Origin of the sequence: Desulfitobacterium chlororespirans DSM 11544 (assembly GCF_900143285.1) — a bacterium.
GTDB classification, from domain to species: domain Bacteria; phylum Bacillota; class Desulfitobacteriia; order Desulfitobacteriales; family Desulfitobacteriaceae; genus Desulfitobacterium; species Desulfitobacterium chlororespirans.
Genome location: NZ_FRDN01000004.1, coordinates 544,423 through 562,694, shown reverse-complemented (window position 1 = coordinate 562,694; position 18,272 = coordinate 544,423). Strand labels below are relative to the sequence as shown.

The 18,272-nt window shown below is 46.8% G+C and carries 15 protein-coding genes and 1 pseudogene; 15 read left to right on the top strand and 1 reads right to left on the bottom strand.

What is annotated here, in order from left to right; all coding sequences use genetic code 11:
- Positions 1–78: 78 nt before the first annotated feature.
- The 14 genes and pseudogenes from vanK-I (at position 79) to lepB (ending at position 15,095) form a co-directional block, all read left to right on the top strand.
- On the top strand, positions 79–1,206 hold the full coding sequence (vanK-I, locus tag BUA14_RS05470) for a peptidoglycan bridge formation peptidyltransferase VanK-I (protein WP_084078450.1): 1,128 nt from the start codon (positions 79–81) through the stop codon (positions 1,204–1,206).
- Between the two features lie 35 nt (positions 1,207–1,241).
- Positions 1,242–2,072: a glycopeptide resistance accessory protein VanW gene (vanW, locus tag BUA14_RS05465; protein ID WP_072771640.1), complete on the top strand. Its 831-nt coding sequence runs from the start codon at positions 1,242–1,244 to the stop codon at positions 2,070–2,072.
- A gap of 13 nt (positions 2,073–2,085) precedes the next feature.
- On the top strand, positions 2,086–3,111 hold the full coding sequence (gene vanI / locus BUA14_RS05460; protein WP_072771639.1) for a D-alanine--(R)-lactate ligase VanI: 1,026 nt from the start codon (positions 2,086–2,088) through the stop codon (positions 3,109–3,111).
- A 197-nt stretch (positions 3,112–3,308) separates the two neighbouring features.
- Positions 3,309–4,007 (top strand): VanR-ABDEGLN family response regulator transcription factor, encoded by a 699-nt coding sequence (gene vanR / locus BUA14_RS05455; RefSeq protein ID WP_072771638.1) that lies wholly within the window; start codon positions 3,309–3,311, stop codon positions 4,005–4,007.
- Complete coding sequence (gene vanS, locus BUA14_RS05450) at positions 3,985–5,130, top strand: vancomycin resistance histidine kinase VanS (RefSeq protein ID WP_072771637.1); 1,146 nt, start codon at positions 3,985–3,987, stop codon at positions 5,128–5,130. Before vanR ends, vanS begins: the two co-directional genes overlap by 23 nt.
- Before the next feature lie 285 nt (positions 5,131–5,415).
- Entirely contained in the window at positions 5,416–6,288 is an 873-nt protein-coding gene (locus BUA14_RS05445) for a carbohydrate ABC transporter permease (protein ID WP_072771636.1), read from the top strand.
- A 24-nt stretch (positions 6,289–6,312) separates the two neighbouring features.
- Positions 6,313–7,197: a carbohydrate ABC transporter permease gene (locus tag BUA14_RS05440; RefSeq protein ID WP_072771635.1), complete on the top strand. Its 885-nt coding sequence runs from the start codon at positions 6,313–6,315 to the stop codon at positions 7,195–7,197.
- Positions 7,198–7,290: 93 nt separating this feature from the next.
- Positions 7,291–8,457 (top strand): efflux RND transporter periplasmic adaptor subunit, encoded by a 1,167-nt coding sequence (locus BUA14_RS05435; RefSeq protein ID WP_072771634.1) that lies wholly within the window; start codon positions 7,291–7,293, stop codon positions 8,455–8,457.
- Positions 8,454–9,884 carry an ABC transporter permease gene (locus BUA14_RS05430; RefSeq protein WP_072771633.1) on the top strand — a complete coding sequence of 477 codons (1,431 nt, stop codon included), beginning with the start codon at positions 8,454–8,456 and terminating at the stop codon, positions 9,882–9,884. Before BUA14_RS05435 ends, BUA14_RS05430 begins: the two co-directional genes overlap by 4 nt.
- Positions 9,853–10,959 carry an ABC transporter ATP-binding protein gene (locus tag BUA14_RS05425; protein ID WP_018305059.1) on the top strand — a complete coding sequence of 369 codons (1,107 nt, stop codon included), beginning with the start codon at positions 9,853–9,855 and terminating at the stop codon, positions 10,957–10,959. Before BUA14_RS05430 ends, BUA14_RS05425 begins: the two co-directional genes overlap by 32 nt.
- Before the next feature lie 33 nt (positions 10,960–10,992).
- On the top strand, positions 10,993–12,372 hold the full coding sequence (locus BUA14_RS05420; protein WP_072771632.1) for an ABC transporter substrate-binding protein: 1,380 nt from the start codon (positions 10,993–10,995) through the stop codon (positions 12,370–12,372).
- A gap of 264 nt (positions 12,373–12,636) precedes the next feature.
- A pseudogene (locus tag BUA14_RS05415) lies at positions 12,637–13,337 on the top strand (response regulator).
- Entirely contained in the window at positions 13,334–14,401 is a 1,068-nt protein-coding gene (locus BUA14_RS05410) for a sensor histidine kinase (protein WP_072771631.1), read from the top strand. The pseudogene BUA14_RS05415 and the gene BUA14_RS05410 overlap by 4 nt, the downstream one beginning before the upstream one ends.
- A 118-nt stretch (positions 14,402–14,519) precedes the next feature.
- On the top strand, positions 14,520–15,095 hold the full coding sequence (gene lepB, locus BUA14_RS05405) for a signal peptidase I (protein WP_072771630.1): 576 nt from the start codon (positions 14,520–14,522) through the stop codon (positions 15,093–15,095).
- A gap of 128 nt (positions 15,096–15,223) precedes the next feature.
- Here lepB and BUA14_RS05400 read toward each other — a convergent pair whose 3' ends face one another.
- Positions 15,224–16,129 (bottom strand): LysR family transcriptional regulator, encoded by a 906-nt coding sequence (locus tag BUA14_RS05400; RefSeq protein ID WP_072771629.1) that lies wholly within the window; start codon positions 16,127–16,129, stop codon positions 15,224–15,226.
- 764 nt (positions 16,130–16,893) lie between these two features.
- On the opposite strand from BUA14_RS05400, the gene BUA14_RS05390 reads away from it, so the two are divergent.
- Positions 16,894–18,261, top strand: a complete 1,368-nt coding sequence (locus tag BUA14_RS05390) for an MFS transporter (protein WP_072771627.1) — start codon at positions 16,894–16,896, stop codon at positions 18,259–18,261.
- Positions 18,262–18,272 lie beyond the last annotated feature (11 nt).

The following is an 18,272-nucleotide window of genomic DNA, read 5'->3' as shown; positions in this document are numbered from 1 at the left end:
AGGGACCGTCCGGCCAACCCAATAATTCTCGCCTGAAAAATATTAAAGAAAACCCGGCTTATAATGGAGTGTTTTTTAATGTTGAAAGTTGACAAAATAAGTGAAGAGACCTATTATTCATTCATTTCTCAAGCCGATTTAGGGAATTTTATGCAGTATCCTTCCTGGGCCAAGGTCAAAACCGAGTGGACCAGCGATTTATTGGGCTGGTTCACCCCGGATAATAAATTGGCAGGGTGTGGTTTGGTCTTATACCGGAAAATGCCCTGCCTTAACCGGTACCTGGCGTATTGTCCCCGCGGCCCGCTTATTGACTGGCAGAGCCCTAACCTCAGGGAATGGTTCGAACCTTTTGTGGCTTATTTGCAAAGCAAGCAGGTTTTTAGTATCAAAATCGATCCGCCAGTGGTCCAGGCAAAATGGTATACTCCTACAATTAAAAAGTTTTTAGAGCAAGCTCGTGAACAGGGCAGCAAAGGTAAAGTTTTGCGTGATATGCCACCGGATGAGGACTGCGCAATGGCCCAACAGGCGCAGCAGCAATTACGGCAAATCGGTTGGCAGAAGCAGCGGGGTGCTAGGGGTTTCGCCGCGACCCAGCCCGAATATGTATACCGCCTGCCTTTAAAGGGGCGCGGCTTGGAGGAGGTCTTCGCCAGTTTTCATACCAACTGGAGGCGCAACGTTAAAAAGGCTGAGCGTTTAGGCGTTAAGGTCCGGGTCGGGACAGAACAGGATTTAGCGGCTTTTTATGAGTTGCTGAAGATAACTTCAGAACGGGATCACTTCAAGGTGCGCAATTTCTCCTACTTTTCCAATCTGTACCGGTCCTTAAAGGCCGAAGCGGCAGACCGTATTGTTCTTTATCTGGCGGAAGATGAAGAGGAATTATTGGCTGCTACCTTAGCCGTCCATTCCAACGCCCACTCATGGTATCTTTACGGGGCCAGCAGCAATCTAAAACGGGAGAAGGCTCCTAATCATGCTATCCAGTGGCGGATGATTCAAGATGCTTATCAGCTTAAGGCCCACACCTATGATTTTAGAGGCATCAGCCCTACCCTGGATGAATCTGACCCCCTATTTGGGTTGTTGCGATTTAAATTGGGCTTTGGAGGCGAGGCTTGTGAAATGATCAGTGCTTGGGACTACCCCCTGCAGCCTTTGTTATACAGGGCTTTCCAGCTGTACTTAAAACGGCGGTAGGGTGGTGAAACCATATTCCTGAAAGGGGTCTCGACATGAAAAGAAAAAGATTGACTCAGTTATTTCCATTCCTGCTGCCGGTCCGCAGGACACAACGGAAATTATGCTTCTATACCAAGATGTACCTTGACCGGAACCACTATGCCAAAGCAAAGGCTCCAGAGTTTTTGCCTTTTTGCATTTATGAAACCAAGTCGAAGCTTCTCAATGAAAATACCGGCATGGATATGAAATACCAGGAGAACAAGGTGTTTAATCTGCGCCTTGCTGCGGAGCCCGTCAATGGCCTATTGATCCGCCCTGGCGAAACATTTTCATTTTGGCAGCGGGTGAGATATGCCGAGAAAAATGAGCGCTACAAGGACGGTCTATGCGTGGTCAATGACGAATTGGTTACGGTTCCGGGAGGCGGTTTGTGTCATCTCAGCAATTTGCTGTTTTGGCTCTTTCTGCATACTCCTCTCACGATTGTCGAACGGCATGCTCATGAGATTAAAGATTTTCCTTCTCCTGATGAGGATGAACCGGATGGTGTGGACGCGACAATCCACGAAGGGTGGTTGGATTTAAAGGTCAAAAACGATACCAATCTTACCTTCCAAATTGAACTATCCATTGATGGGCCTTACATCTATGGCCGTATTTTTATGGATCAGGCTAAAGGGTATAGTTACGAGGTTGTTAATCGTGATAAGCGCTTTCTCCAAAAAGAGGGAAAAATATTTGAGCGGGTTTCTGTTTGCCGGCAGGTGATCGACAACCAATCCAAGCAAGTTATTTCCGAAAATATGCTTTATACGGATGTATTTGAAATCGGGTATCCGCTTCCGGAAGGAACTGCTATCGCAGCGGAAAAGGAAATTTGAAAGGAGAAAGCTTATGAGTAAGTTGAAAATGGCAATTATCTTCGGAGGCTGTTCCGAAGAACATCCCGTCTCCGTTAAATCTGCTGGGGAGGTGGCCAAAAACCTGGATCTCGAGAAGTATGAACCCTTCTATATTGGGATTACGAAAGATGGGGTTTGGCAGCTTTGCCACTACCCTGAGGCCAATTGGGAAAAGGGCAGTTGCCGTCCGGCTATCCTGTCACCGGACAGAAGCGTCCAGGGATTGCTTGTTCTGGAGCAGGGACAATACCAAAGGATCCCTTTGGATCTGGTGTTTCCCGTTCTGCATGGCAAATTTGGCGAGGATGGCGCGATACAGGGGTTGTTGGAGCTCTCCGGCATCCCCTATGTGGGCTGCGATATCCCAAGTTCGGCTCTGTGTATGGACAAATCCCTTGCTTATATCGTCGCTGGAAACGCAGGAGTTGCGACGCCAAAGTTCCGGACGGTCACGGCGAAGGAGACTATTGATGCCCACCGGCTTGCTTATCCCGTTTATGTCAAGCCGGCCCGTTCGGGTTCGTCCTTCGGCGTCACTAAGGTATGCCGCCAAGAAGAATTGCTGAGTGCGGTGGAAATCGCCAGACAGTATGACTCGAAGGTGCTGATTGAAGAGGCTGTCGTCGGCAGCGAGGTAGGCTGTGCGATATTTGGGAATGACCTGGATTTGATTGCCGGCGAAGTTGATCAGATTTGTCTGTCTCACGGTTTTTTCAGAATCCATCAGGAGAATGAGCCGGAAAAGGGTTCCGAAAACTCAACACTAATCGTTCCCGCTGACCTTTCGGCAGAGGCGCGCTCGCGCGTTCAGGAGACGGCAAAGGCTATCTATCGCGCTTTGGGCTGCAGGGGACTGGCGCGGGTGGATATGTTCCTGAAAGAAGATGGAACAGTAATCCTCAACGAGGTTAATACTTTGCCCGGCATGACCTCATACAGTCGTTTTCCGAGAATGATGGCGGCCGCAGGCTTGCCCTTTGCCGAAGTGATCGACCGGCTTGTCTCGTTGGCCTTTTAATTTCCCCATCACCTAATTGAGCAGGACAAGAAAATTGCCAAAGGGACAGTTTGCCGATAGGGTGGGCTGTCCCTTATCGGTATTGTGATATTCAGAAAATCTTAAGATTTTCATAAGCAAAAAGCTGCAAAATGGATTTTTGGCTTTGCGGTATAATAATATGGGGTTATATACTTAAAAGAAAGAAGTTGACGCTTTTGGCTGCCAATATTTTGATTGTTGATGATGAACAAGCTATTGCCGATCTGGTTGAAGTTTATCTGAAAAATGAGAACTTTAATCTCTTTAAATTTTATAACGGCAAGGATGCCCTTGACTGTATTGCCAAGGAAAAACTGGATCTCGCCATTTTGGATGTCATGCTCCCTGATGTAGACGGTTTTTCAATCTGCCGGCAAATCCGGGAAAAGCATAATTTTCCCGTGATCATGCTGACAGCCAAGGAAGAGGAAATCGATAAGATTACCGGGCTGACCTTAGGCGCGGACGACTATATCACCAAGCCCTTCCGTCCCTTGGAGCTGATTGCCCGCGTCAAGGCGCAGCTGCGGAGATTTACCAAATATAATTCTTCAGAGCCAAACCAAGAGGAACACGTGATTGCCTTTTCCGGCTTGGTCTTAGACATAGATACCCATGAATGTACCTTGAATGAAAAAAAACTATCCCTCACGCCTACGGAGTTTTCCATTCTTTGGGTTCTTTGCTCCAACCGCGGCCGGGTAGTCAGTTCGGAAGAATTGTTCAATGTGGTATGGGGAGACAAATATTTCACCAACAGCAATAATACGGTCATGGTTCATATCCGGCATTTAAGGGAAAAAATGCAAGACAGCACGGAACATCCTAAATATATCAAAACGGTATGGGGGGTTGGCTATAAAATTGAAAAGTGAGAGAGATAGAAGAAGGAATGATTATACAAAGTTAAAAAGGGAATTATTTCTTCGCATGCTCTTGATTGTTTTTGCCACGGCTGCAACGGTTATCTTCCTGCGTTTTATCATTCAAAAAAACTTCAGTGTTGGCGACAGCATGGTCCATTTTTTAATGACTGCGTTTGATTTGCGCGAAAACGTGGCTGTACTAATTTATCGGTCTGTATTTTACAATAATATAGAAATGATTACCTTTATTGTGATTCTCATATTTTTAGTTATTTTGCTTAACTTATCGATTTCCTGGTTTACTAAATATTTTGATGAAGTCAGTGCCGGAATGGATAAACTTGTTGAGGAATCCGCTGCTGAAATAGCCTTATCACCGGAATTGGATTTTATGGAAAATAAGCTGAATCAGATCAAAAACAATCTGGAAAAACAAAAGAAAGCCGCCCTGGAGGCCGAGCAGCGCAAAAATGATTTAGTCGTTTATTTGGCTCATGATATCAAGACACCTCTGACCTCCGTGATCGGCTACTTAAGTCTTCTCGATGAAGCACCTGATATGCCTCCGGAACAGAAGGCCAAATATGTAGGTATTACCTTGGAAAAGGCTTATCGATTAGAACAATTAATCAATGAGTTTTTTGAGATCACAAGATTTAATCTGCAAACAATTGTTTTGAATAAAGAAAAAATCAATTTACAGTTCATGCTCCAGCAGCTGGCCGATGAATTCTATCCCATGCTGGCTCCCCAGGCCAAGCAGGTGTCAGTCAATGTGCCTGATGGCCTCACTCTATGGGGAGATGCCGACAAACTGGCCCGTGTATTCAATAACATTCTGAAAAACGCCATAGCTTACAGCTATGAAAACAGCGTCATTGACATTGCTGCCGGGCCCCAGGACAAGACTATGGTGATAACATTTACGAATCAGGGAGACCCCATCCCGCAGAAAAAGCTGGAAACTATTTTTGAGAAATTTTACCGCTTAGATTCCGCACGTTCCACAAACACCGGCGGAGCAGGACTGGGTTTAGCTATTGCCCAAGAAATTGTCAAGGCTCACGACGGCACTATCTCTGTGGAAAGCAACCCGGAAAATACGACATTTACAGTAAAAATTCCATTATAACAATAAGAAAATTTTAAGAAGTCCATAAGCTGGAAGTCCTATATAGCTCCTTGTTCTGTGGTTAAGTACAGAATAAGGAGCTGTTTTATTATGGAAATCATCAGCTTAAGAAAAGAATAAGTACTTCGTAAGCACTTCTTAAGATTTTGCTAAGTTAAAATTCCAACATCGCCTGCCTGATTTCGGTAAGATGAACTTGCCCAAGCGAACGGGCTTTGATATTCCGGAAAGGGGTCTCGGACATGGAAAGAAAAAGAATGACTCAGCTGGTTTAGGGTGGTCAGGATGAGAACTGGAAAATTAAAAACGAATAATGGCGGCCTGGCCTGGTTTTTCCTGGGGCCCAGCCTGCTGGGCTTTGCTCTTTTTTATTTGCTCCCCTTTGTCACCGGCTTTTACTATTCCCTGGTGTACAGTCCCCTTAACGGTACGTTTGTCGGACTACATAATTATGGTGCTTTATTAAAAAACCCCAGCTTTTTAGCAGCTCTGGCCAATACAGCCAAGTTTACTTTAATCTGTGTACCCCTTAATCTGATGCTCTCCCTGGGAGCGGCCATGTTATTGAATCAAAAATTACCGGGCCGGAACCTGTTCCGCACCATTATGATCACGCCTTTGGTGGTGCCCGTAGCTTCGGTGGTTTTAGTCTGGCAGGTATTCTTTGATTTGAACGGTGTTTTAAATTCCCTGATCCATGCCCTGGGTTACCCGCCCGTGGACTGGATGAAAACCAACTGGTCCAGAGTGGTGGTCCTGGTGATTTATCTATGGAAAAACATCGGTTACAGCGTCATCCTGTTTCTGGCCGGATTGCAGAATATACCGGCTGAATACTACGAAGCGGCCAGGATCGACGGGGCCAGCCGCTATCAGGAGTTTTTTCGAATAACCCTGATCTATTTGACCCCCACGACTTTTTTTGTTTTTGTAATCTCGATGATCAATTCCTTTAAAGTGTTCCGGGAGACGTATCTTATCTCCGGAGACTATCCCCACAACAGCATCTATATGCTGCAGCACTACATGAACAATATGTTCATGGCTCTGGACTATCAGAAATTGACTTCCGCGGCCTTCATTATGGCTGCCTTTATTGTGGCCGTCGTTTTACTGCTTTTTATCGTGGAGAGAAAGATCACCAATATGATTAATTAGACCCGGCGAGAGGGGGGTGTGTGTTTGAAGCGTAACCACCGGATCAGAAATCTGCTCCATTTTGCAATTTTGCTGGTATTGGCTGTCCTGTTGATGTTTCCCCTGGCTGTAACCGTCACCAATTCACTGATGAGTGAACAGGAAATCGCCGACCATTATGGCCCGGTGACGGACAAAGATTTAAGCAGCTATCAGGATGACACCGGGAATCACTTTGCCCAGTTCCGGCTGATACCCGAGGTGGTGGTGCTGAAGCAGTATTATAACGTACTCATCAAAAAGACCCAGTTTCTGTTCATGTTCTGGAATTCCGTGTTGATCACCTTTCCGATCGTCATCGGGCAAACGGTTGTGGCGACCCTGGCGGCCTATGCCTTTGCCAAGCTGAAGTTCAGGGGCAGGAATTTCCTGTTTTTTTTGTATATCACCGTGATGCTGATGCCGTTCCAGGTCACACTTGTGCCCAACTATTTAATGGCCGGCCAGCTGGGCCTGCTCAACAGCCACTGGTCCATTATCCTGCCCGGCATCTTCAGCACCTTTGGCGTATTTCTCTTAAAACAGTATATGGAGCAAATACCGGACTCCTATCTTGAAGCGGCCCGGGTGGACGGAGCCAGCCAGCTACAGGTTTTCCTCAAAATCATCCTGCCCATGTCCAGGGGCGGCATAGCAGCCATGGCCATCCTTGTGTTTATCGATAACTGGAACATGGTGGAACAGCCCTTGATTTTTTTACAGGATGCGGCCAAACAGCCTCTTTCCCTCTACCTTTCCAGAATCATCGACGGTGAAAAAGGATTGGCCTTTGCCGCGTCCGTTTTATATATGCTGCCGATGCTGCTGAACTTCCTCTACGCCGAAAAATACTTGCTGGAAGGAATCCGGCTTTCTGGAATCAAAGGCTGAGCAAGGAGGGCCTTGCTCTATAAATTCTTGCACATTTACTCGACAAGGGCTATTGTGTCGCCGCTGCACTAGTCCAGGAAGGGAGACGGGAAATTGGGGAATGAAGCAATCGCAGGTGATGCGCAAAGAAAAAAGGTGATCGGAAAGTTGAGCCTGCTGTTCCTGATGACGATGATCGGGCTGACGTTCTTCTCCAATACCATCAATAACTTTGCTCTGCCCAGGGTCCAAACGGTCCGGCCAACCAACGGGGCGTTAATCAAAGAAATATTCGGGGAAGGGACGGTGGAGGTCAAATCAACCCGGGAGGAATACGCAGATGCCAATTTGCGGGTCAAGGAGGTCAGGGTGGAGCAGGGGGACAGGGTCAGTAAAGGCCAGCCCATCATCATCCTGGACGTGGACGGTCTGAAGTCGGATTATCAGGATGAACAGGCCCGCTACCGGCAGCTCCAGTTGTCCCTGGCCGGGGCCCAGGCAGAGCAGGCGCAACAACAAGGGGACTACGATAAGCTGAAGGTCCTGTTTGATCATGGAGCAGAAACAGCGGTAAACCTGGAAAACGCCGCCAAGAACCTGGCGGACGCGCAAAGACACTGTGAGGACATTCAGCTTAATCTGGAAATACACGCCAGAAAGGTGGCTGCCCTGGCCCAACAGGTGGCCGACAACGGCGTGTATACAGCGCCTGTGGACGGCCTGATCACAGAACTGAATTTTGCCACCGGGTCGATGACCAATAGCTCCCTGCCTTTGTTTAAATTGGCTGACCTGGGGCAGGGGTTCCGGCTGATCGTGTCCATTGACAAGGATTTGCTTGATTATGTCAAACCCGGAGATACGGTGAGTGTGAATATTCTCTCCCTGGGGGATCAGAAAACCGAGGGAACAATCGACAAGATAGTGGAAAACAGCCGGCATAACGGGGAGGAGAAGGATCTGTGGATCGACGTCTCTCTGGAAGGCCTGACCGGCGGCGAAAAGGGCGAAATCTATTTAAGCAAAAAAACCAAGCCTTACGATACCCTCGTACCGAACAGTGCGGTTTATGACGACAGCAGCGGCTCCTATGTCTTCGTTCTGGAATCAAGAAAAGGGCCTTTAGGGACGGAGAACTATCTGCAAAAGGTAAACGTCAATGTGGAAGACAGCGATCGTGAAATGTCCGCGCTTACAGATGGGGTGATGGGCGAAGTGGTGTGGCAAAGCAATAAACCGGTGGAGGACGGGGACAGAGTTCTGAAGGAGGGGGCAAATTGAAACCGGCTCAATTGAAACAGGATAAATCAGCCTACCCGGCCTATCTTGTTCTGGGCCTGGGACTATTGGTCTTAACCTGGAGCACCCTTCTGGGGCCATCCCTGCCCGCTCAATTGGCGGATCTTGGCGGCCCGCACCAAACCGGCAAAATCACCGCCACCTGGCTGGGCGACTCCCATCAGCCGGAAGAAGGGTCTTTTTCCCTGCAGGATCTGAGGCAGCTCAGCCAATACAGCCTCCGGGACTACGATCTGGCTTACGCCATGGAAGCTTCAACTTCTGCCGCTTATCAAAAGAATCAGAGCCCGGCCCAGGTGCTGGGGGTGAATGACCGATATGCTCAATTCCAGCAAATGAACCTGCGCTCAGGCCGTTTTTTGAGCTTCGAACAGGAAAACCAGCAGGTGGCCGTCATTGATGAAGAGCTGGCCCAGGCTCTTTTTCAGAACGGCAATGTGGTGGGCCTGGAGATAGAACTGTATGGCCGGGAATTTAAAATAGTCGGAGTGGCCGGGAAGGACCGTTCCCTGATCGGGACTCTGACAGACCGGGGCTACGGCACAGTGTACATACCGGCGAAAATACTGTTGGAACTGGAAGCGGATGCCCGCATAACCTCATTGGCAGTGGCAACCAAGGATGCCGGCACCACAGGCCGCAATACCGCTGTTTTGGCAACGGCCCTGGCCTCCGTCGGCCAGGACCCGGCAAACTACAAAATCATCGATTATAATCTGGCCGGTCTTCTGATGGAACAAGGGAACCTGCTGCGCAATTTCCTGGCGGGGACGGTGGCCATGGTAATGCTTTTCAGCTTGCTCAGACGAAAAATAAAGGGTATTGCTCGTTTCTGCCGCCTGAGACTCCGGGATAAGTATTGGTGGGAGATGATCAAGGGGGACGCCGCCAGCCTTATGCTCGGTATGGCGGAGGTATCAGCGCTTGCTGCCGTGATGCTGCTGATATGGAAATCAATCAGCTTTACCTTATATATTCCGCCGGAAAACATCCCCAATGAACTGATTGATGTTTCATTTTGGGCCGACCTCATTAAGAAGGGGATTGAAACCGGGATGCAAAGCGCCGGTTATGCAGCACCGCCTGGAGAAGTTCAGTTGAATATCCTGAATACCGTCCGTAACTGGAATTTGTTTTTAAACATCTTTCTGGGTTGGCCGCTGTTTTTGCTGGGACTTTACCAGACCCGGCTGTTGCAGGAAAAACTGCTCAAAGTGGAAGTGTTCTGCAGTATTTTCCTGCTGGCCGCCTTAAGCCTGGGCACTGCCTTGCTATGGCTCATCAAAATGCCCCTTGTGATTGAGACCGGGGAGGTGTTGCTGATATTCAGCTCTGTATTTTTAACCGTGGTCACTTTTATTGATAGGAGGGCAGCGGATGGCGGGTTTACATCTGAAAAATCTAGCTAAGACCTACCCCGGCGGGGTTGCGGCAGTCAGGGATTTCTCTCTGGAAATAAAGGATCAGGAATTCTTAATCCTGGTAGGTCCCTCCGGCTGTGGCAAAACAACCGTTTTAAGGATGGTGGCCGGGCTGGAGGAAATTTCAGCCGGTGAATTATATATTGATGACCGGCTGGTTAATGACGTGGCTGCCAAGGACCGGGATATTGCCATGGTTTTTCAAAATTATGCTCTTTATCCCCATCTGTCGGTCTATGACAATATGGCCTTTGGGCTTAAGCTGAGAAAGCTGCCCAAGGCTGAGATCAGGGAAAATGTGCAGGAAGCGGCCAGGATTCTGGGACTTGAAGATCTTCTCCAACGCAAACCCAAGGAACTTTCCGGCGGGCAAAGGCAAAGGGTGGCCCTGGGGCGGGCCATTGTCAGGAAACCCAAGGTCTTCCTGATGGATGAGCCGCTGTCCAACCTGGATGCCCAGTTGAGAACCCAGATGAGAATAGAAATTGCCAAGCTCCATAAAAATCTGCAGACAACCTTTGTTTATGTAACCCATGATCAAACCGAGGCCATGACCATGGGCACCAGAATCGTGGTGATGAAGGACGGCCTGATCCAGCAAATCGACAGCCCCCAGGCCATCTATGACCATCCGGTCAATGTGTTTGTGGCCGGTTTTCTCGGCAGCCCGGGGATGAACTTTCTGGAAGTTCTAATGATCGAGGAAAAGGGCTGTATTTATGCCCAACTGGCCGATGCCTTGTTGCCTGTTCCCGCTGCCGTAGGACAAAGGTTAAAGGGGCAGGGGTATCTGGACCGGAAAGTGGTCCTGGGGATCAGAGCGGAGCATCTCTGGGGCAGCGGAGATTTTTTGGACCTTCATCCTCAGTGTACTTTGCCCGGGAGGTTGGAGTTCAGCGAATTAAGAGGGGCGGAAACTTACCATTATGTAAGGATCGCCGGCAGAGAGGTGGTTGTCAGGGTGAGTCCGGAGCTGCGCGCCGCAACCGGACAGGAAGTCAGGGTGGGGTTTAATATGGCCAAGGCCCATTTTTTCGATCAGGAAAGTGGGGTGAATATCTGAATTTTGAATAATTAAAGGAAAAGGGGTGTTTTGATGATCAAAAATAAATGCGGAGTTGTTTTAAGCCTGGTTCTGGTCTTCGGCATAGGGGTATTTACTGCCGGCTGCGGCAATACTCAGGCTGCCGGGGGAGCAAATGATCCTAATTCCCTGACCATTGCGGTGGTGAGCAAAGATACGTACCTGGATACGGCAGTAAAAAAGTTTGCGGAACTTCATCCCGGCGTTAGGGTGGAAGTGAAAGAATACACCTCCAGTACTTCGGAAAGAGGTGAAGGTGTCAGGGCGGCGGAGTCCGGGGATATTGAAAAATATGTCACGGCTATGAATACCCAGCTCATGTCCGGCCAGGGCAGCGATATTATTTTATTAAATAACCTGCCCTATCAGACCTATGCGGATAAGAATCTTTTAGTTGATTTGGGCGGACTGATGCAGTCGGATCAAAGCTTCGACAGCAGTAAATACTACCAGAATATTTTCAAGGCTTTAGAGTATAAAGAAAAACTCTATGGGCTGCCGGTTAATATCAGCATCGATATGATTGCCGCCGATCAAACCTTACTGGCTGATTCTCAGGTGTCAATCGACGATAGCAACTGGGATTGGCACGATTTTGTCAAGACGGCGGAAAAGATCATGAACGACAACCAAAACGGGGAAACCCAGGAGATGTATGCCTTGGCCGGGATGGATGAAAAAAGACTGATTGAGACGCTGGTTAAAGAAAACTATGCTAAACTGGTCGATCCGGAGAAGAAGACTGCCAATTTTACCGGTCAGGAATTTCTTGATTTACTTTCCTTAAGTAACTATCTGATTGACCACAAACTGGTGAATACGGATACGGCCCAGACCAACATTATGGACATGGCCGCCCGGGGTAAACTTGTTTTTAATTTCACTTCTCTCCAAGGGTTTTGGGCCCTGCAAACGACCAAAGCGATTTTCAGCGAGGGTGTTCAGCTTTTAAAGCCCCCCGGAAACGTGTCCTTTGCCACGGACTCCCTGTATGGGATCAGCAGTCAATCGGACCATCAGGAACTGGCCTGGGAATTTTTGAAATTTTTGGTCTCTGATGAGATGATGATTCAGGGAGGAATGCCGATTAATAAGAGTGTGCTTCTCCAGGTTGCCCAGAATTTCACCCAGGCTATCCAAACAAGAGGTGGGAAAATGATGATCAAGGAGGACGGCATTCCCGGTCAATCAATAACACTGCAGCCCCCCACCCAGGAGGATGTGGATTATCTGGAAAACCTGCTCAGTCAAGCGAAGGTCTACATCGGAACGGATCAGAAGATTATTGCCATTGTTCAGGAGGAAACCGCGGCCTTCTTTACAGGACAGAAGACAGCGGAAGTGACTGCCCAATTGATTCAGGACAGGGTGAGCACCTACTTAAATGAATAATCGCCAAGGTTTTTAATAGATCTTGAAAAATTAATGTGAGCGAAAGAGCACCGAGCAGTTCGGTGCTCTTAGTTCAAACGCGAGTTTATCAAATTTTCATAAATTACATAGTAATTTTTCACTTTTGCCAAGGTGGTAGTTTATTTTTGGCTGTAATAATTAAGAATGTAAATTCTGCAGCTCGATTACGTCTTTTTGCCTGTTTGTCGCGAGCTTGTTCTATTTAGAAAAAAGGACATGCTAACCTAAGGGAGGGGTGTCTGGATGACAAAAGAAAAAATTCTGATCGCCGACGATGAGGTAGAGCTTGCGGAACTGGTCAAAGACTTTTTAAGCGACGAACAGTATGAGGCTTTGGTCGCCAGGGATGGTCATGAGGCCCTGGAGCTGTTCAGGATGAACCAGCCCCAGCTGGTGATTCTGGATATCATGATGCCCGGCCTTGATGGGATGGAGGTCTGCCGGAGGATCCGCGCCGAATCCAATGTCCCCATCATCATGTTAAGCGCGAAAAAGGCCGAGGTGGATAAAATCCTCGGCTTGGGACTGGGGGCGGACGACTATATTGTCAAGCCCTTCAGCCCCGGTGAAGTGGTGGCCAGGGTGAAGGCTCAATTGCGCAGATTCAAGATGAGCGCTGTTCCCGAGCCCAAAACCCGGCTCTTGTCATACAGCGGTCTGGAAATTGATGTGCAGGGGTATGAGGCGGTCTTGGCCGGCCGTCCTCTGGAGCTGACCACCAAAGAATTCGAATTGTTGCGGTTTCTGGCCCTGCACCCCAATCAGGTCTTGACCCGGGAGCAAATCTTTGCCAATGTTTGGGGGTTTAATGAAAGCGGTGATTTAAATACCGTGACCGTCCACATTAAGAAACTGAGAGAAAAAATCGAAGCGGACCCCGCCAATCCCACTTTATCAAAACCGTTTGGGGCGTGGGCTACAAGTTCAGCGGAGGGGCAAAATGAAGCTGGATATTCGGGTAAAATTCATCCTGTCCTTTTTTGTTATCCTCTTGATTCCGGTGTTAATGACTCCGGCGGCAGTTGGCAGTAATTTGGATGCCGGCAGGCAAGATATATCTTTACGAATTGTCATAATCGGGATACCCTTTGTGGTTTACTTTGCAGTCTTATCCTGGTATCTGACCAGGAATTATCTGCTCCCACTGCAACAATTGCTGGAAGCTACCAAAAATATTGCCGAGGGGAATCTGGACTTTTCCATCCCTTATCAAAGGGAAAACGAAATGGGAGCTTTATGTGAGGCTTTTGACCTGATGCGGCAGAACTTAAAGACTTCCCTGGAACAGCAAAATCATTTGAATCATTCCCGCCAAGAGCTGATTGCCAGCATTTCTCATGATTTGAGAACTCCGTTGTCCTCCATCAGGGGATATGTGGAAGGTTTGCCGAAAGCCGTTCATGATCCGGAGAAACTGAACCGCTATCTGAGTGTGCTTAAGAATAAAACCGCGCTGCTGGATACTTTGATTGAAAGGCTCTTTGAGTATTCCCAGCTGGACATGGACGATTCCCAAGGGGCTTTCTGCCTCTGGGATGCCAAGGAAATGCTGGAATCCACCCTTGCCCCTGTGGAACTGGAATTTGTTGATCAGCCGGTTCAACTGCTGCTGGCCAGACCGTTTCCCTCGGTGCCCATTGAGGCCAATCCGGACCAGGTCGCCCAGGTGTTTGATAATTTAATCAGCAACGCCAGACGATATCTGGGGGAAAAAGGAACGATAGCTATTGGAGCCAAAGTGGAGGGGGCTGATTTGCATATTTCCGTAACGGATGATGGGACAGGCATAGCCCCGGAAGATTTGCCCCATATGTTTGAGCAATTTTACCGGGCGGAAAAATCCCGCTCCAGGAGCTTCGGGGGCGCGGGACTGGGCCTGGCCATCTGTCAAAAGATCATCGAAAACCACGGAGGGGAAATATGGGTGGAAAGTGAAGTGGGGGTTGGGACCCGGTTTAACTTCAGGCTGCCTGTTCTCACCCATCGCCCGTCGGCATACCGGCATTAGACTGATTAAAGAAAGGGCGGGAACATGGAGTGAATGATTGTGTGGCCGAACGGAGAACCTTTGTGATTGTGGCTAAAAACGACTTTGGAGCAGCAGCTTCTAAAATGAGGTGACTAACATGGAAAACGCAAAAAATATCAAACCCACCGGCAAAAGCACAGTCCGCAACATCCTGGAATGGGTCGTGGTTATAGTTATCGCTTTTGCTTTATCCTGGCTGATTCGCACCTTTGTCATCGAACCGCGTTATGTTCCCAGCGGCTCCATGCTGCCGACAATTCAGCTTCAGGACCGGCTCATCGTGGATAAATTCTTTTTCAAGTATTTCGGTGAGCTTCATCCAGGAGATATTATTGTTTTCCACCCGCCAAGCGAAGCCCATGCTTCCGATGATTTTATCAAGCGGCTGATCGCTCTGCCCGGGGATACTGTGGGAATCCGCAATCATCAGACCTATATTAACGGGCAGGCTATTGATGAGCCTTATCTGGCGGAACCTCAGATTAAAACTATGGAACCGGTGGTGGTTCCGGAAGGGTACGTTTTTGTGATGGGGGATAACCGCAATGATAGCAAAGACTCCCGGGAGTGGGGCTTTTTGCCTATGGACAGCATCACGGGGAGAACCCTTTTCCGCTATTGGCCTTTGGAACATTTCGGGGTTAAAGTTCAAGGGTATGTGGTAAACGTCTAGATACAAACGTTTACCACACACCCTGATTTATTTCTCAAAAGGGTTATAGCGGCTATGCTTAATCCCATTGCCAGAGCCCCAACGAAGGATAATGGATTTGCTATGGCTATGAACTTACAAGAGAAGGGTCAGGAAAGAAATTTTCTAAATAAGTTAATAAATTTCTCCATATAAGGAGGTATCGCGTCTTGCTGTTTGATAATGTATGCATAGGCAAGGGGACTTACCATAGTTTCATCTATTTGCATGGTAAAGATATTAGCAGATTTATGAAAAAAGTTTTTATACTCAAATTCGGATAGAATTCCTACACCTTGTTTATTTAATACAAGCTTTCTCATAGATTCTAAATTAGATACAATATAATTGCCCCTGTAATTGTCAGGCAGTAACTTAATACTATATCCAAAATGGATTTTAGGGATTGAGTTAATATTGATGTTATTAGAATCAAGATCTACCCATTTTGAGTTCTTGTGCATGATCAATATGTTTTTAGAAGATGAGATAACTTCTATTTTTAGATTTCTTGACTCAATCGATTTGCTAAAAGATTCATTTTGCAAATCTTCTTCCATTATAGCAATTAGTCCAATAGTAGAATCATTATATTCATGGCCAAACAAAATATTTTGATGAGATTCTGTTTTAAATGAAATATTTAAAGCCGGAAAGCCTGAATAAAAACTGGTAATTATCGAAGGCAAATTAATCTCTAAAAATTTGGGAATAGTCAGGATTGCAAATTCTCCGCGAACTGATTGTTTTTTTTCAATCTGAAATGGTTCCAGTAATTCAGTGAGCTCTTTATATTTCTCTAAAATTTCCGAAGATTTATTAATGAAAATTTTACCGGCATCAGTTAGTTCGATGCCTTTTTTTGTGCGAATTAATAAATTGACTGAAAAATCATGCTCAATTTTTTTTATTGCCTTACTAATAGCCTGGTGGGTCATAAAGAATCTCTCCGCTGTTTGGCTGAGCGATTTGGTTTCTGCTAAATCTACCAGATATTTAAAATATTCTACCTGCATTTTGCAATTAGACCTCCCCTTCCCATACTCTTGCTTTTGAGTGATTTCATGTAAAGTGAGTTTTAAAGAGCATTTCTGAAACGTTAGAGGGCAAGCGCTTTAATCTTCGGGAAATCTGACTGTGGCTCATGCTTTCTAATCCGATGGCTTGACCAAGGGGGCGCTCTGGATGTTCGCACAGATCTCTTGTAAAGCGGGTATAGTCTTGAAGTTGAGCATGACTGGTGAGAGAGTGAGCCGATGTGTTGCTAGTTTTGAATTTCACAATCGAGGCCAGGGATTTGGCGAGGACTGCCCTATCTCTTATTATAAGGACTTTTTATTGGCATTGATAGAGTTAATCAGGAACATGGTCGTTTTTTGTTGTTTTTGCTTGAATTCGAGCTGGTTTAGACTTTGACATTTTTGGGGTTGTTAGCTTTAGGCAACGCTGCTGTTTTAATATAAAGGTCATCAAAGATGATGCAACTAAAAGTTACCTATTAATCATAAGAAAATGTGATGCTTCCGATAAAAAAAATTTATTTATATAATTAAAACGACATGGTTGCTGATTTTAGAAATAATTTAAATTAATAGGAGGTATTGAACTATTGTTAAAAAATTAAATAGGATATTTTAATTTTTATCGCAAAAATAAGAAATTATCTGAACTTCCCCTGGAATTAATCTTATCATAATGTTTCATTTTATTAATAATTTTTGAGATTAGCAATCATTACCTTTCGGTATGGTCAATAAATTTTGGAGGTGTACTCAAAATTATGACAAATCCAGTTCAAAGCGGAGCAGATAATAGGACATACTTCGATGGCCATAAGCTGAGTAAAGTTCAAAAAAGATTTCTCATTATAGCTGCATTTTTCTATGTGTTTGATCAAATGGACGTGTCAAATTTCGGCTTTGCCGCTCCCTCACTAATTGCCCAGTACGGTTGGAATATGCAGCAAATTACGAACATAGGTGCTCTCAATATGCTGGGGATGTGCATAGGAGCAGTCATTGGCGGGTGGACCGCAGACATTATCGGACGCAAGAAATCCTTACTATTATATGGTTTCATTTTTTCCATATCTTCTTTAGCCAACGCTGTTTTTACCGATTATATGGCCTTTGCCTTTTTCCGCACCTTAACCGGAGTAGGCACGATTGCCTTGGTAACTATCGCTATGGCTTATATCTCGGAAATGATGCCCTCAGAATCACGGGGAAAATATCAGGCGCTGGCAATTGCCGGCGGAACAGCCGGAATACCTTTAATGGCGATCTTGGCCAGAATCGTTGTGCCCATGTCACCGGACGGCTGGCGCTTTATCTTTATCTTAGGCGGGGTTGGTATTGTTGTCTGTCTGCTCGGGATTCCGTGGATCAAGGAATCACCGCGCTGGTTGGTTTCCAAGGGCCGTATTGAGGAGGCTGAGAGAGTTCTCGCAGAAATTTTGCCGGAAGCTAAGCTCCCTGCCAATGTCGGTGCGGCTGATAAGCCTAAAAATTCGGGTATTATCGAAGCTTGCAAAGTAATGTTCAGCGGCGCTTATATCAAACGGACGGTTGGCCTGCTATTTGTCGTAACGGGCGTTACGCTGGGAAACTTCTATCTCGCCAACTTGTATCAGGCTGTGCATACGACAATGGGGTTTTCCCTGAATGATGCCTTAACCATCAACATGGTAGCAGCTTTGGTGGTACCCATTGGCAACCTTATTGTTTCCCGGGTTACCGACAAAGGGGGCAGAAAGATCCCGATCATCATCTGGTTTATAGTCATAGGCGGGCTATTTATAATTCAAGGGCTTTTCAGCAGTGTTTTGCCGATTGCCATATGTATGGTCTTGAAAGGCCTTCTTATGTCGGCTGCCATGACTCTGGCCTGGACTTATACGGCGGAATCCTATCCGACGCAAGTCAGAACCAGCGCGGGTGGTATTGCCCTGGGCCTGGGGAGAATGATTTCCGCCTGGGCAATGGTTTCGGCATCGCCAATATTCCTTACCTACGGATACTTTGGGGCTAACTTAGTCAATGGCTTATTCTTTATTGTTCCGGCTCTCATCTTTTTGGTACTTGGAGAAAAAACCGCTGGGGCTTCTCTGGAGAAATTGAATCCTGTGCATAAAACACAGGCCATCTAATTTGTCCTATA